The following is a 15416-nucleotide window of genomic DNA, read 5'->3' as shown; positions in this document are numbered from 1 at the left end:
TCATAAAAATACAACATCGCGGCATTCTATTTGGATTACGATAACCTTCGTGGCTATTTACTCTTCTCATTTAAGGTAATTACCCGATAAATTGTATTTTTTGTTATAACGGACTATTTCTAGTTATCCAGAAAAATGCAGGCAAACAACTGAATTTCTAGAGAATACTTACACCTTTAAAGCCAAAACCCATATAAAACCCACTAAATTTAACCCAATAAAAAAGGAGAAGGCTAGCCTTCTCCTTTAAATAATAAAACCCATCATTAACCAGCTTTAAGTAACTCACTGCAAGAACGATTAAGTAACTGTCTGCAGCGCCACATGCCTAAGAAGGATACCACTGCAGCGCCTGCTACAGGGGCGATTGCCCACCACGGCCAATGCATATACACCACCAGTTCAAACACTTGTGTTTTAAGCATATACAAGGCAAATTCAGCAACGATTACCGCTAAAATACCTGCAATAGCCCCTAAAATGGCAAACTCGAGCCCAGTTGCTGAACGCAGCAACCAGCCAGAAGCACCAAATGTACGCAGCACCGCAAGTTCTCGTTGGCGAGTCGCCATTCCTGCTTCCGTTTGGGCTATCAGCACTAAAGCACTTGCCAGTAACACCAGTGCCAACACTAAGGTAAGCGACAATGACACTTGGTCAATAATCTGTCTAAGTTGTTGCACCATAGCGCCAACATCGATAACCGAAATTGTCGGAAACTGCTGAATTAACTGCAATACCACGGCATTTGCAGTTAGCGAACTGCCCGCCTGTTTCAAGTCTTCATCATTTAAATGAAAGCTCGCCATAGAAGTATACGAAAAACCTTCTAAGGCTTTAGGCCTAAATATCATAAAGAAATTAGGTTGCAAGGTTTCCCACTGTACTTGTCTAAAGCTGGTCACTTTAACGGTAACCGCCCGATTATCCATAGTAAAGGTCATGGTATCGTTAAGGGCTAAGCCTAAGCGCTCTGCTACACCTGACTCGACCGACACCTCATCATCTGCTTGATTAAATGTGCCTTCAGTGATGTCGTTGTTAGGCGGCAAGGCGTCACGATAAGTCAGATTTAACTCTCTTGAAATACCGACTCGCCCTTCTATGCCAGACTTTTCTTCATCTCGCGAGATCAACTCTTCATCATTAATATGAGTTAAGCGACCACGGATCACAGGGTAAATATCGGTCGCGATAATTTTGTTAGTGTCTAAGAAGTCATCTAATGGCTTAGCATCTTCTGGGGCGATATTGACCAGAAAATAGTTAGGCGCATTTTCAGGTAATTGTTTTTGCCATTCATTGAGTAAGTCTTGTCGTAACGCCAAAATGGTCAGTAAAAGCACTAATGCGCTGCTAAACCCAACCAACTGCACTGCATTTTGTCTAGCTCTGCGGCGCAGACCCGCTAATGCTAACTGAAATGGGTTGGTGGTTTTCATGCCAACGCTGTGACCAAGGCGGATCATCACAAAGCCCAGCACGCTAAGCAGCACTCCCAATAACAATACAGCCAACACCACAGTCATGGTAAGTTCAATACTGCGTGAATATAAGTAGCCCAGTAGCGCCATCGCCCCTAAACTCAGCAACAAATGCAGCCACATGCCCAGCTGTAAGCCTTCTAATTGACGCTGTAATACCCGTAATGGTGGAATAGCTAACAAGCGCATCAATGGATAGGCAGAAAACATAAATGCACTGATGAGCCCGGTACTGACACCCAGAAGAATTGGTCGGCTATAAGGCGGAGAATAAGCCGCTATTTCAGCAGGTAAAAACTGGGTAATACCAATATCCAGTAGCACACCACCGATTAAACCTAAGACAATACCTAATGCCGTTACCAACATGAGGTGCAACCCAAACAAGCTGCGGATTTGCTTAGCTGAAGCGCCAAAGGTTTTAAGCATCGCCACCACATCATAATGACGCTGACAATAGCGCTGAGCGGCAATACCAATGGCTGCACACGCAAGGGCAATACCTAACAAGCTTGCCAGCAATAAAAAGCGTTCGGCACGTTTTACCGCAGAGGCAATCGGTGAATCACCACTTTGAACGTCTACCCAGCGCTGACTATTATTTAATAGCGGTTTAACTTGGTTTTCAAACTTGGTTAATTGCGCTGCATCGCCAGCAAATTGATAAATATAACTGACTCGACTACCTGGTTGGATAATGCCTGTTGAGTCAACATCATCAAGACGCATTAAAAGTACTGGTGATGATGCAAAAGGATTAAAGCCTGCATCGGGTAAACGACTAATCTCAGCGCTTAAATTAAGCTCTATATTACCCAGTTCAAGGGTTTTGGGGAAATTCAGTAACCCCCCTAAGCGATTTTCATACCACGCCTCACCTTTAGCGGGCAGTGCTTGAGTCGCGCCTGATGATAGCTCTATTTCGCCCCGCAGTGGATAACCATCAGCAACAGCTTTTATGGTCACCAGTTGAAATTTGTCACCCGAGTAAACCATGGAGTTAAACTTCATATTGGTGACATAGTTAACCGATAATGACTCTGCTATCGCCAATACCTTGTCATCAATTTTAACAGGTGAATCAATAATGCGATCAGCGGCGATAAAATTAGCCGCCTCACCATTAATGGCAACTTGTAATCGCTCACTCACTCGAGCAAGACCACTGACCGATAACACAGCCAAGGTTATCGCCAATACAATTAGTACTAGCTGGCCTTGCATTAATTCTCTTTTAAACAGACGCCACGCTAATTGTAACTCCATTAGCTGGCCTCCTCGGTCACGTTTTCAAGCGTCGAGTTAGTGTTTGCAGCCGTTATCGCAGGTTCAGACAAATGACCATTTTCCATCACCAGTTGACGTTTGCAGCGTTTAGCCAATTCAAGATCATGGGTCACTAACACCAGCGTGGTATCACTTTCTTGGTTTAAGGCAAACAACATATCAGCAATTTTATCGCCGTTTACACTGTCTAAATTTCCGGTAGGTTCATCAGCAAATAACACTTTAGGCTCGCAAATGAAGGCTCTAGCAATAGCCACACGTTGTTGTTCGCCGCCCGATAATTGCTTAGGAAGATGGGTCAAACGATGGGAAAGCCCCACTCTGCCCAGCATGCTTTGGGCCTTTTCTTTAGCATTGCTGACACCAGCAAGCTCCGCTGGCAGCATGACATTTTCAAGTGCGGTAAGGGTATCGACCAACATAAAAGATTGGAAAATAAAACTGACCTTTTGTTTTCTCAAGGCGGCTTTTTGCTCTTCATTCAGGCCCGATAATGCTTGGCCATCAAGATAGATCTCACCCGATGTTGGCGTATCAAGCGCAGCCAGTAAACCCAGTAAGGTTGACTTGCCAGATCCAGAAGGCCCAAGAATAGCAATACTGTCTCCCTGCTTGACATCCATATTAATGCCGTTGAGGATAGTGAGCTCCCCCTCTTGGGTCACCACTGTTTTATTGAGGTTAGTTACATTAATGGCACTGGAATTATTTGCAAAATTAGTAGACATACGATCCTTCTTATTATTACCGGCGAAACGCCTGCTTAATGCGGCTTTCATCTTAGTTGTGGTATCTGCAGTGTCGTTTTCAACACTGGTCACATCCGCGTTGTTAACATCGACACCTAGCTATGCTGCCACGGTTTTAATCCTTGGCGATAGTCTAAGTGCAGGTTATGGCATGTCGGAAGAGCAAGGTTGGGTACAATTGTTACGTAATGACCTGCCCGAATACCAAATTATTAATGGCTCTGTCAGCGGTGAAACCACAGCTGGCGGATTACGTAGACTACCAGATCTACTGGCTTCGAGCCCTGTTGACCTTGTTGTTATTGAGCTTGGTGGTAATGATGGTCTACGTGGGTTCCCCCCAAAACAGCTGAAATCAAATCTTACAAAAATGATTGAGTTATCTCAACAAAGTGGCGCCGATGTGTTACTTACTGAAATCATGGTGCCGCCAAATTATGGTCCTCGATATACTAAAATGTTTAATGATGTTTATCATCAATTGGCCAGTGATTATGATATTGAACTGATCCCATTTTTTATGCTGGAAATCGCTCCTAACCCTGACTTAATGCAACGAGATGGCATTCACCCTAATGAGGATGCCCAGCCTAAAATTACGCAATGGATGAGTCCATGGATCATCGATGCAGTAAAAAAGTAACAGAGGTTAAAACATTTAGTCAAAAATGAGAACAAAAGCCTAAAATAGTAATTTTATTTTAAGGTTTAGGATTTAGAATGATACACAAATAACTTTGTTCAAACGTTCTAAAATACTAATCCTTAATGACAGTTTTTGAGCAATAAGGTTTGGTATTTTGTTTATGACTACAAGGAAATCTCATGGCTATCAGTCGGCAAAAGAAAGTTTACCTACCTACTACGACCAGAAAAAATCAATATATTACCGTTGGTTTCCCACTTACCGATGAGTTTATCGCTCATTATGAAACGTTAGAAAACTGCTACCAAGAGTTTTCTAAGCTGGTTTTTCAAACCGCGGATAAATTTGAACTTTATAATGTCCATGTTGTTGCGACAGATAAACTCCCTGTTGTGCGTTTTCATAATGAGGTTTACTGTTTTTCAACCCAAGAGCAGTTACGATTTTTCTATAACCCGGTGCATCATGAAGCAAACCGTTTACACATGATTCCTGATTATCGCGCTAAAAAACTTAAAGTGGTCTTCTTAGCAACGGGTGATGAAATTCGCAGCAAAGCAGCAAACTTTCATGCTCGTATTCGTGAGTTTACTGAGGCATTAATGCCACAGTTACCCACTCAGAAGCTGGCAACCAAAATACGCGATCACCAGCATATTTCTTATGATCTATTTGCCAAAAATAAAGGTCATAAAGAAACCTACGGTTATAAGCTAAGAGCGCTTAATAGCCGCTACCAGCATCGTGACTGCCCATTACCAGAAGATGTCAGTGCACTTTCTTACGTTCAGATCACTATGCCTGTTGGTCGCCGAATTAAAAATCAGCTACTTGCAGAAAACCGCAATGATTTTAGCGATAGTTACCAAAAGGTTTGCCAAAAATTTATTGACGCTGCTCGCTCAAAACAACTGAATAAATTAGCCGTGGTTGCTAATGGTAAAGTACCTTTAGTACGTAATAGTAAGTTTGAAGATTTACAAAGTACCGCTGAATTTCAAATGATCGGTTTTGACCCTAGTGCCACAGATGCTGAGCCTATCTGTCATTGGGATGGAAATGTCATTACTGAAGCAATACGCTTTGTCATTGTTGCGGGTGATAGTGATATTGCTGATGGTGGTTATGGCCGCTTTATGAACCAAGTTGAAGATGCGATGCGTAAATTTATCAGTGACATCGACTTTGATAAAGAGCACATCGATTTAACTGTAGGCTTCCATCAACACCTTAGCTATAAAGCATAATTAACTCTATTCTCCCCATAAACGGCAGCCTAGCTGCCGTTTTTTATTGCTCCTTTTTTATCATCCTTCCTTGTGCAAGATACATCAAAAAAACTTGTTAAATAAATGTGGCCAGATTTCACATTGATTAACAAGTGTCCTCCAAGGCATGTTGAACAACATACGAATAAATCGTATCCACTCCTTTGGGGCGTATAACGCTGGAGTAGGACATAAATAATAAAAAGCAGGAGATGCTATGTTCAACAAGACAAAGCCTTGGCTGGTACCTACACTTGTAGCAACAGCTGTCACAATCAGTTTAGCGGGCTGCGGCTCAGATGATAACGATTCACAGATCACCGAAACCCCACCCGTTGTTCAACCACCAGCAGAAACCGGTCCCACCTTCCCTGAAGGTGCCATCATGGTCGAAGCGGGTGATAACCTCACTATCAGTATTCAAGAAGCATTAATCAACGCCCAAAGTAATGACGTTATCGTATTACCCAAAGGTAACTTCAAAATAGAATCAACCTTACTGTTTGATGGTGATGTAGACGGCGACGGCAGTTTTGCCAAAAATATTACCATTATGGGTTACGGCCAAGATGAAACCGTGTTGGATTTTTCTGAGGCCAATTCGGGTGATGGTATTTTTGTTCAAAATGCCATGAACATTATTATTCAAGACTTATCCGTTAACGAAGCCAAAAATAACGGTATTAAACTCAAAAATACCAATGGCATTATTTTAAGAAGATTGGCAACCATTTGGGAAGGCGAACTTGATGAAGGCAACGGTGCTTATGGTTTGTATCCTGTAGAGTGTGAAAACATTCTTATTGAAGATACCTATGTTCGCGGTAGTGCTGATGCCGGTATTTACGTTGGCCAATCCCAATATATTGTAGTGCGCCGCAATATCGCTAAAGAAAACGTCGCCGGCATTGAAATTGAAAACTCTAAATATGCCGACGTTTACGATAACGAGGCCATGGGTAATACCGGCGGTATTTTAGTCTTCGATTTACCGATTAATAACCATAGATATGGTTCAAGCGTACGTATTTTTAATAACAAGGTTTACGATAATAATACCTTGAACTTTGCTAACGCATCATCAAACCCAGCAGGGGTACATATTGTGCCACCCGGAACTGGGGTGATTGTGTTATCCACTGACGATGTAGAAATTTTTAATAATGAAATTACAAACCACGACACGGTTGGCTTAACTATTTCGAGCTTCTTTATTGCTGAGCCCGATATCAGTACTTTTGTGGGTAATTATGGTCAACCAGGCCAAGCTATTGATGATGGCTGGCGTCCAACACCGCGTAATATCTCCATTCATGACAACGTGATAAGCGATTATGGCACTAAGCCAAAAGGCTATTTAATTAAAGATATCATCACCGCTTATGTATTAACCCACGGCGCATTACCGGGGATTTTATATGATGGTTTAGGTGAGATGTTCTCTAACAACGGCACCGCGGCCTATTTAGGTTTACAGGAGTTACCTTTTGCAGCCGATGGCAGTGATAACGTGTGTGCGCAAAATAATGGTGAGGTAAGTATTGGCCGTTTATATGCCAATAATAATACCGATGCCAGTATTGCCGATGTGCTTTATGAAAAAACGCAAATGGACTTAATGAACTGCGCTCAAGTGAGCCTACCTGTTCATACCGTTACCTTTGGTGATGAGATATTTGGCTGTGGTGTTGATGATGATACCGCAGGTTGTGATGGCGGCACTTTAATCGGTGGCGGTGGCTCTATTGGTGAAGGTGAAGGCGGCCTTGAAGGCGATGGTGATTTAGCCTTATGTGAAGCCAGTGGTGATAATGTCAGCTGGGATGCACTACTAAAAGCTAACTGCCCTAACCTGTCTGATTATAATCTATTTGCAGATATGGCTAATCCAACCGATGGACCAAACTCGGGTGGCTTACCTTATGATCTTAATACGCCATTATTTACCGATCATGCCAGTAAATATCGCTTTGTGTATTTACCTGATGGCACTAAAGCCGACTACAGCGAAAATGAATCATTCGACTTCCCTGTGGGAACCGTGATCAGTAAAACCTTTGCTTTACCAACAAACACTAATAATCGTGGATTTGCAAACGAGGATTTAATTGAAACACGATTACTGATCCATCGTGACACTGGCTGGACAGCGCTGCCTTATGTTTGGAAAGCCGATAAATCCGATGCTGTTATTGCTAAAGCGGGCGCGATTCAAGGAAAAACCATTACTCACAAAGGCGCTGAATTGGCATTTGATTACGTCGTACCCAGCATGAATCAATGTAAGCAATGTCATCAATTTAAAGCCGATGAAGACAGTAATGCGGTATTTATGCCCATTGGACCTAAAGCTCGTCACCTTAATAAAACTTACCCATATGCTGATGGAGCAATGAATCAACTCGCGAAATGGCAAGCGGCAGGTATTTTACAAGGCGTGCCAGAATTAGACACTGTCCCTATGGTGCCAAAATTCCAAGATGGCGATGAAGCAAATATTGATTCTATGTCGGATACTGAGCTTATGGCCGTTGCTAAAGGCTACTTAGATATTAACTGTGCCCATTGTCATCGACCTGAAGGTAATGCCTCTAACACAGGCTTAAAGCTTGAGTACTGGCGCAGTTATGATGAAGATGCAGGATTTTCTCATGGTACTTGTAAGTCACCTGTTGCTTATGGCGGCGGCAGCTTAGGTTTTGATGTGGTTCCGGGTAATCCTGAAGAGTCAATCTTACATTTCCGTATGGAAACCAATGAACCTGGCGATCGTATGCCTGAAATTGGCCGTAGCTTGTCCCATGATGAAGGTGTTGCACTCATCAACGAGTGGATTAAGCGATTACCTGCAGCATCATGCTCCTAAGTAAGCTTTAACCCATGTAATGTAAACACGGGTTATATCAAACCAAATAAGCCGGGGAAACTCGGCTTTTTCATCGTACATTCTATTCATACAAGGATGTCATCAATGTTTGTTTTTAAAGCCCATCAAATACTTGTTATTAGTTTATGTTTGTCGCTAATAGCCTGCGGCGGCTCTGACTCAAAAGAGAATAATAACGATAACAATATCCTTGATACGCCAACGCCAACGCCACCTGTAGCAGTACCAGAGGATCCCGAGACAGCGCCAGATGAGCTATGTTTACAAAACAATAGCGAAGTGAATTGGCCCGCATTAATGAGCGCAGATTGTGACAATCTAGCGGATTACAGCTTGTTTATCGACCCAAGCAAACCAACTGAATCACCACGAAGTCCTGGTATGCTTTACCAACTATCTACTGAGTTATTTTCCAATTACGCCAGTAAATATCGGTTCATTTTTTTACCTGATGATCAAGCAATCAGCTTTCAAGCCCAAAGCCAATTCGAATTACCCGTTGGTAGTGTATTAGTTAAAAGCTTTGCGTTACCTTTTGATACCCAAAACAGTGGCGCAGATAATGAGAAATTAATCGAAACACGGCTATTAATCCATCGAGAAACGGGCTGGACAGCATTAGCCTACCAATGGCTTCAAGGCCAAGCTAAACTTGTTATCGCTGGCGCGAATGTGGCCCACACCATGAATAATCAGGGCGAATCGATTAGTTTTGATTATCACATCCCCAGCAAAGCTGAATGTAAAATTTGCCATCAAGTTAATGAGCAAGGAAGCAGCAACATAAAGCCTATTGGACTTAAAGCCCATTTATTAAACCGCCAAATAACAGACAGTAACAACACCCCCATTAATCAACTGACTCAGTGGGCACAGCAAGGCCAGTTAATAAACTTACCCGCGCTTAACAGCGTTGCACAATCTTTTGCCATTAATGATGAAACAGCAGAATTAACCAGCCGCGCTAAAGGCTACCTCGATGTGAATTGCGCCCATTGTCATAGCGCAGAGGGCTTTGCCAGCATTTCAGGCCTCAGACTTGAGTATCATATTGATCATACTTCATTTGAGTATGGCGTTTGTAAGCAGCCACCAGGTTGGGATGGCGGCCCTAATGGGCTTGCTTATGACATTGTTCCTGGCAATGGCGAGCGCTCTATTGTGCATTATCGACAAACACTGTTAAGCCCTAAAGATAGAATGCCGCCCATTGGCCGAGAAATGACCCACATTGAAGGCGCTGATTTAATTAAACGCTGGATTGATGACATGGCTATCACCATTGCAACGTGCAGTTAAATTAGCTGTAGCAGAGTGCACCGTTAAATAATGAATGATTAAGCAATGAAATAGGAAAACTAAAGACTGTTAACTGACAAGATTAAGCTTTAAGAAGTGACCGGGTGGATAGCCAAGCCAATGCTTAAAGCTTTGTCTGAAATGGCTAACATCGCCATAACCGAGCACTTCAGATATGTCTTCTGCACTCAACTCATTTGCTAAAATTAAATTTATCGCTGCTTGGCAGCGCACTTGATCCACCAGCTTTTGATAACTGGTTCCCGCAGCCGATAATTTTCGGCGTAAACTTCGGGCGCTCATATGGTGTTTTTCTGCCAATTGTTCAAGCTTGGGTGGCTTAGGCATGCATAGGCGAATATCTGTCAGCAGCGGCTCAATAAATGACACCCCATCTGGCACCGAAGCGGCTAAGGCAAGGTGGTCAAATTGATAACTTAGCGGTGTATTGAGTATAGCGATATCAATACCCCACTCATAGAAATCACAATCAAACACAATTTTAGCGCCGGTTTCTGCACTTAAAAACTCAGTGTTACATTGAGGCTCTGCCATATGAATTTCATCAATAACCACAGTTGAAGCCACTAACTGCCTTGCTGCACCTAATAACGCGCAAACACTGTGCTGAAATTGAAAAGCAAACTTTTGGGCGTCAACTTTTCCAGTATTAAGCCACCTTACCCATAATGTAGTCTCATCAAAACGGATAACGGTATCAGCAAAGCTACCCGCTAAATCGGGATTTTTGATAACAAACAGCAGGCATTGATTTAAGGTGGTAAATTTATCAAAGAAAGGCAGTAGTACATCAAGACTGGCAATTTGATAACTGGCGCCCAATCGAGCGCCAATTTCAGGGTCTGGTGAGGTCGTTCTTAACACTTCCATGGCATACTCAACCTGCCATACATAAACAAACTGCATGGCGATGAGTTCTTGGGGCCCTAAGCCAATTTTTAGATAGATATCAGCAGCAACAGAGTCGCCAAGATGCAGTTCAATAAAGTTAAGCAAATTACGTAGCTCGAAGGCAGGGTAACATTGATCCCCTACCATCATATTTGCCTTATAGCCTAATTCTCTTTGCATCGATACCCTACTCTAAATAGCTTATTTAACAGCGTTATCACGCTCCATCAAACGGTTTAGTACACTATCAACCGATAAAGAAGCGCCATGGGCAATTTTATCAGCCAATTTCTTCTTCATTTGATATTTAATTTTAATGACTTGGTGTTTTTTGGCTAACTCAAGCACCACATCATCACTGGTAGAAATAGCATCAACTAAGCCTAATTCAATGGCTTGTTGGCCGTACCAATGCTCACCGGTAGCGACTTTTTCTATATCCATTTCAGGGCGATACTTGCTAACAAACTGTTTAAATAACACGTGAGTTTCTTCAAGTTCTTCTTGGAACTTTTCACGACCTTCATCGGTATTTTCACCAAATACCGTTAATGTACGTTTAAAGTTACCCGCAGTGTGTTGCTCATAATCAATATCGTGTTTTTTAAGTAAACGACTAAAGTTTGGCAGCTGTGCAACAACACCAATAGAACCCACAATCGCAAATGGCGCGGCAACAATTTTATTCGCCACACAGGCCATCATATAACCGCCACTGGCTGCCACTTTATCAATACAGATAGTTAGCGGGATATTGGCTTGCTTCAATCGGTCAAGCTGACTTGAAGCCAAACCATAACCATGAACCATGCCGCCGCCACTTTCGACATTCACTAACACTTGATCGTTTTCATCAGCAACGGTTAATACAGCAGTAATTTCTTCTCTTAACGATGCCACTTCACCGGCATCAATACTGCCTTTAAAATCGATAACAAACACTTTTGATTTTGGCGTGTCTTCTTTTTCAGCTGCTTTTTCATCAGCTTTTAGTTTTTTCTCATAAGCTTTAAATTGCTTTTTAGACAGCAGCTCTTGCTTTAATTCTTTCTCAAGTTCCTTAAGCTCATCAGTAACATCTGTAAGCTTTAACTCACCCTTTTCAGTTTTATGTTTAATACTGCTTGCTAGAACAACAATAACAACGGCAAGAATTGCTACAACAATCGTGACGGCTTTCGCTAGAAACATGCCGTACTCTGATAAAAACTCCAAAATTCACTCCAGATGGAAAAAGATAATTAGGGTTATCTTAGCAGGAAGTTAAGCACTGTAGACAATAAAAAACCCAGCAGTTGCTGGGTTTTTAATCAAAAGAATAAATTAATTCAGCTTAGTTACATTCTTGAAGCACTTCGTCGTTATTAACCAAAATATAAGCCTCACCTTGACCTGCTGACTTAGCAAAACCAGCAACTTGTGTCTGCATTTCTACTGTTGCTACGCCAGCCATACCGTCAGTCACACCATCAATTTCAGCTGGGCTTACTATTGAACTGTGATGACCTTTACTAAAGCGAACGGCACCAGAACCTGCATTATTTGAACTTACACAATCTAAGCCCATCGCTGCAATTAACGGCTCTGTTCCTGATAATGGGAAGCCTTCAACCTGATTAGGTAATACTCGGTCAGATAAGTTACCCGCACCATCACCTACAACTTCAATTAAATGAACAGGTAGTTGTGTATCAGCTAACATTGACGCATGGTTAATTGGATCTGCTGAATCAACCGCCGTTTGCACTGCAAAGGCAAAGGTGGGAATAAACTCAGCATATACCGCTTGAACAAGCGCTGCGTACTCAGGCGTTCCAGGCTCATAGCCACCCACATTAGCTTCATCAACTAATGCCATGAAATCGGCACTTGCTGTAACAGTATCAAATAATACCGGACCAAAAGTCGCAGAACCGGCAAATGAACCGGCTAAGCCACCAGAAGGAGCAACCAAAGATGCGGCATTAATAGCATAAGCATTTGGCAATGCACTGCCGTCAGTAGGGTTGACTAAACCTGTTGATGCGTAAGTTGAAACAGTAGTACCAACAATGCCACCTAAACTTAAACCTTGAGCACTGATTTTGCTGATATCAAATACTTGAGTAGCACCTGGTGTCTGCGCTATTTGCGAATACATACCCGTTAATAACAAACGTAGACCTAAATGATCCATGGTTGCTTGGCGGAAATTATCACGCACCGTTAATGTACTGGCTACGTTAACAAACACGAGCGGATTACCTTTCGCATATTGTGGGCCAAATAAATCACTAGTGGCTGAAATATCGTAGATGCCATCGCCATCAGCATCATACGAGCGATCGCCATGCAGTGGCATATCAATGGCAATCGTCGCAATACCAGCTGCTGCGTATGTGCCCGCATAAGCTAAGGCCATTTGCTTAGTGCCACCTAAACCATGCAATGCCATTGTTGTTGGCCAGCCGTTAGTTGGTGCTACAAATGGTAACCCTGCTTGTGCGCTAAATGCAGCTAACTTAGCGGCATTTGGCAGAGTAATTTGAACCGTGACATCTTCATAACCCATGATTTTTGGAATTGGATTAAACTTGGTTAAATGCTTTGAAGGATCAGCAGCTGCCCTATTACCGTCTGCATCAGCATCTAACAGCCACGTTTTACCAGCCATTAATGCTGGATTTTGCAATGCCGCCGCTGGGTCAACACCTTGCGCAACAGCTTGTTGGCCAAAGTTAGCTTGGCTCATGGTTCCAGCCTGAAGCGCTAATAAAACCGATACAGGGCTATCGCCTTGTGCGAACCAGCGACCATTTGGCGCCGTAGGCGCACCATCTACAATTGGAATAACACAACTTGCAGATGAACAATCACCATAAAATGGTAAACGTACTACAGCGGTATAGATTTCAGCGATGTCAGAAACCACATAGGCAAGTCCATCTGCCGGAGTTAAACCCGCAGCTTGGGCAACGGTCACCGTGCCACCAAACCCATTATCCATAGGCATTGGCGGTTGAACAAAAGAAGGTTTATACGGATCGCTTGATGCCATCAATAATTTACTGGTTTCATATACATCTGCAACCGATTGGGTGGTAAACAAACCAGAATATGAAATAGTTTCAGCATCAACACCATGCTCTGCTGCTAAGCCCTTTTCATAACTATTAACTAAACCTTGAAGGAATAATTGGTCAGGTGTTTCAAGAGGCTTAGTGTCGATATCTAGTTTTAATAAATTATATGTGCTCGATGGTTCAACGGCGCGGCCTGCAGAGTCTTGAACTAATGTGGTGGTAGCGTAAATATAAGATTGATTAGCTTTAAGCGGTTTTAAAGGCACGATTGCAATTTTATTACCTGAAGCTAATGCCACAAAATCAACACCAAATTGCAGTTCATCACCCACTTTACATGCTGATACAGAGGGCGCATCGCTACATTCAGGATCAGATGATAAAGCGCCGCCAACAGTGGCTTCAAATAATCTTACTGCACCAGGTTGAGAAACAGAGGCTTCATCAAGGGTGAGCATTGCACCATCAGAGTCTGTTGCTAAATCAACACTAAGCGAAATTGGTGATGAAGTTGACCAGCCATCTAATGCCCCCAAAGCAAGCGATGGATCAACATAATCAATACCGTCTTCACCTGGTATAGCTAGCGTTCCATCAAGTGTTCCGTTAAATAAAAGGTCATTTGGTAATGGCACATCACCTGCAGCAGGGTCAAATACCACTTGAGAGAATGGAATTAGCGTTTCTACATTATCTTTTGCTTCGTTAGAACTATCTTCACTACAGCCGCTAAGCCCAAGAGCAGATGCAATAGCAACACCCAATATGAGTCTTTTCATCTTTTTTCCCCAAATCTTGTTGTAATAATTTTAATTTCCCCAAAAATTGGTCACAATAGCGTAAACGCATGACCATAAGGACATATTTTTGCCCTTAACTCATCTCAAGTTAACGTAAAATTATAGAGTTAGCCACAAATTTGTTACAAAGAAACATACTATTCACTAACAAATATAAGTCAATTGTTTAAAACGTTCGTTTACCTTTTGTTCGAAACGAGATTTGACATGCTTTTACAGTCCAAGGAAAAATTGAATCATGTTGGAATACCAAGCTAAAAAAGATTTACTAAAAAATAAAACAATCCTGGTTACCGGCGCTGGCGCAGGTATTGGTCGCACTGCGGCGATAAACTACGCAAAACACGGCGCGACCGTTATTTTGCTAGGTAAAACAGTTAAAAAACTTGAAACGGTTTATGATGAAATAGTACAAGCTGGTTATCCCAAACCTGCTATTGTGCCATTAGATTTAAAAGGTGCCACAGAGCAAAACTATCAAGATATGGCCGAAACTATCGCTGAGCAATTCGGTCATTTAGATGGATTACTGCATAATGCCAGTTTACTTGGCGCATTAGGGCCGTTTGAACATATCGACCTTGAATCACTTGAAGATGTAATGAAAGTGAACGTCACCGCCCAAGTAATCTTAACTAAAGCCTTATTACCGATAATGCGCAGCGCACCATCAGCATCTATTATCTTCACTTCTAGCGGTGTTGGTCGTCAAGGACGAGCTTATTGGGGACCTTATGCGTTCTCTAAATTTGCGACTGAGGGCATGATGCAAGTACTTGCCCATGAATGTGAAGGCACTAGCCTGCGTGTAAATAGTATTAACCCTGGTGCAACCCGCACTGAAATGCGCGCAAAAGCTTACCCAGGTGAAGATCCACAAACATTAAAAACCGCACAAGATATCATGCCAACCTACTTATATTTAATGGGTGAAGATTCTTTTGAAGTCAACGGTCAGCAACTTACCGCTCAGTAACCATCCATTGAATCTGTAAACTGAAAAAGGGAGCGAAAGCTCCCTT

General features: G+C 42.5%; 10 protein-coding genes. 5 read left to right on the top strand and 5 right to left on the bottom strand.

Going from position 1 to position 15416, the window contains the following annotated elements; all coding sequences use genetic code 11:
- Window positions 1–266: 266 nt before the first annotated feature.
- Both Q4591_RS06015 and Q4591_RS06010 read right to left on the bottom strand, forming a co-directional pair.
- A complete protein-coding gene (locus Q4591_RS06015) occupies window positions 267–2750 on the bottom strand; it encodes an ABC transporter permease (RefSeq protein ID WP_303459957.1) in 2484 nt (827 codons plus the stop codon).
- On the bottom strand, window positions 2750–3499 hold the full coding sequence (locus Q4591_RS06010) for an ABC transporter ATP-binding protein (RefSeq protein WP_102440543.1): 750 nt from the start codon (window positions 3497–3499) through the stop codon (window positions 2750–2752). The genes Q4591_RS06015 and Q4591_RS06010 overlap by 1 nt, the downstream gene beginning before the upstream one ends.
- An 85-nt stretch (window positions 3500–3584) precedes the next feature.
- Here Q4591_RS06010 and Q4591_RS06005 point away from each other — a divergent pair, with 85 nt between their 5' ends.
- The 4 genes from Q4591_RS06005 to Q4591_RS05990 all read left to right on the top strand — a co-directional run bounded on the left by Q4591_RS06005 (window position 3585) and on the right by Q4591_RS05990 (window position 9620).
- On the top strand, window positions 3585–4163 hold the full coding sequence (locus Q4591_RS06005; RefSeq protein ID WP_241904094.1) for an arylesterase: 579 nt from the start codon (window positions 3585–3587) through the stop codon (window positions 4161–4163).
- A gap of 182 nt (window positions 4164–4345) precedes the next feature.
- The gene (locus Q4591_RS06000) at window positions 4346–5413 is read left to right on the top strand and encodes a DUF3083 family protein (protein WP_102440541.1); all 1068 of its coding nucleotides are present in this window, start codon (window positions 4346–4348) and stop codon (window positions 5411–5413) included.
- Window positions 5414–5651: 238 nt separating this feature from the next.
- Entirely contained in the window at window positions 5652–8300 is a 2649-nt protein-coding gene (locus Q4591_RS05995) for a parallel beta-helix domain-containing protein (RefSeq protein ID WP_303459952.1), read from the top strand.
- 105 nt (window positions 8301–8405) lie between these two features.
- Complete coding sequence (locus Q4591_RS05990) at window positions 8406–9620, top strand: SO2930 family diheme c-type cytochrome (RefSeq protein WP_303459949.1); 1215 nt, start codon at window positions 8406–8408, stop codon at window positions 9618–9620.
- A gap of 69 nt (window positions 9621–9689) precedes the next feature.
- Here the strand turns inward: Q4591_RS05990 and Q4591_RS05985 are convergent, their stop codons facing one another.
- From Q4591_RS05985 to Q4591_RS05975, 3 genes are all read right to left on the bottom strand, one after another.
- Window positions 9690–10712: a helix-turn-helix transcriptional regulator gene (locus Q4591_RS05985; protein WP_303459946.1), complete on the bottom strand. Its 1023-nt coding sequence runs from the start codon at window positions 10710–10712 to the stop codon at window positions 9690–9692.
- A gap of 21 nt (window positions 10713–10733) precedes the next feature.
- On the bottom strand, window positions 10734–11747 hold the full coding sequence (gene sohB, locus Q4591_RS05980) for a protease SohB (protein WP_303459943.1): 1014 nt from the start codon (window positions 11745–11747) through the stop codon (window positions 10734–10736).
- A gap of 118 nt (window positions 11748–11865) precedes the next feature.
- Window positions 11866–14373, bottom strand: a complete 2508-nt coding sequence (locus tag Q4591_RS05975; RefSeq protein WP_303459940.1) for a VolA/Pla-1 family phospholipase — start codon at window positions 14371–14373, stop codon at window positions 11866–11868.
- A 259-nt stretch (window positions 14374–14632) separates the two neighbouring features.
- Between Q4591_RS05975 and Q4591_RS05970 the strand changes: the two genes are divergently transcribed.
- On the top strand, window positions 14633–15370 hold the full coding sequence (locus tag Q4591_RS05970) for a YciK family oxidoreductase (RefSeq protein ID WP_303411026.1): 738 nt from the start codon (window positions 14633–14635) through the stop codon (window positions 15368–15370).
- Window positions 15371–15416: the final 46 nt, after the last annotated feature.

Source organism: Shewanella sp. 3_MG-2023 (assembly GCF_030548765.1).
In the GTDB taxonomy this organism is placed as follows: domain Bacteria; phylum Pseudomonadota; class Gammaproteobacteria; order Enterobacterales; family Shewanellaceae; genus Shewanella.
This window is presented reverse-complemented; position numbering and strand designations above follow the sequence as displayed.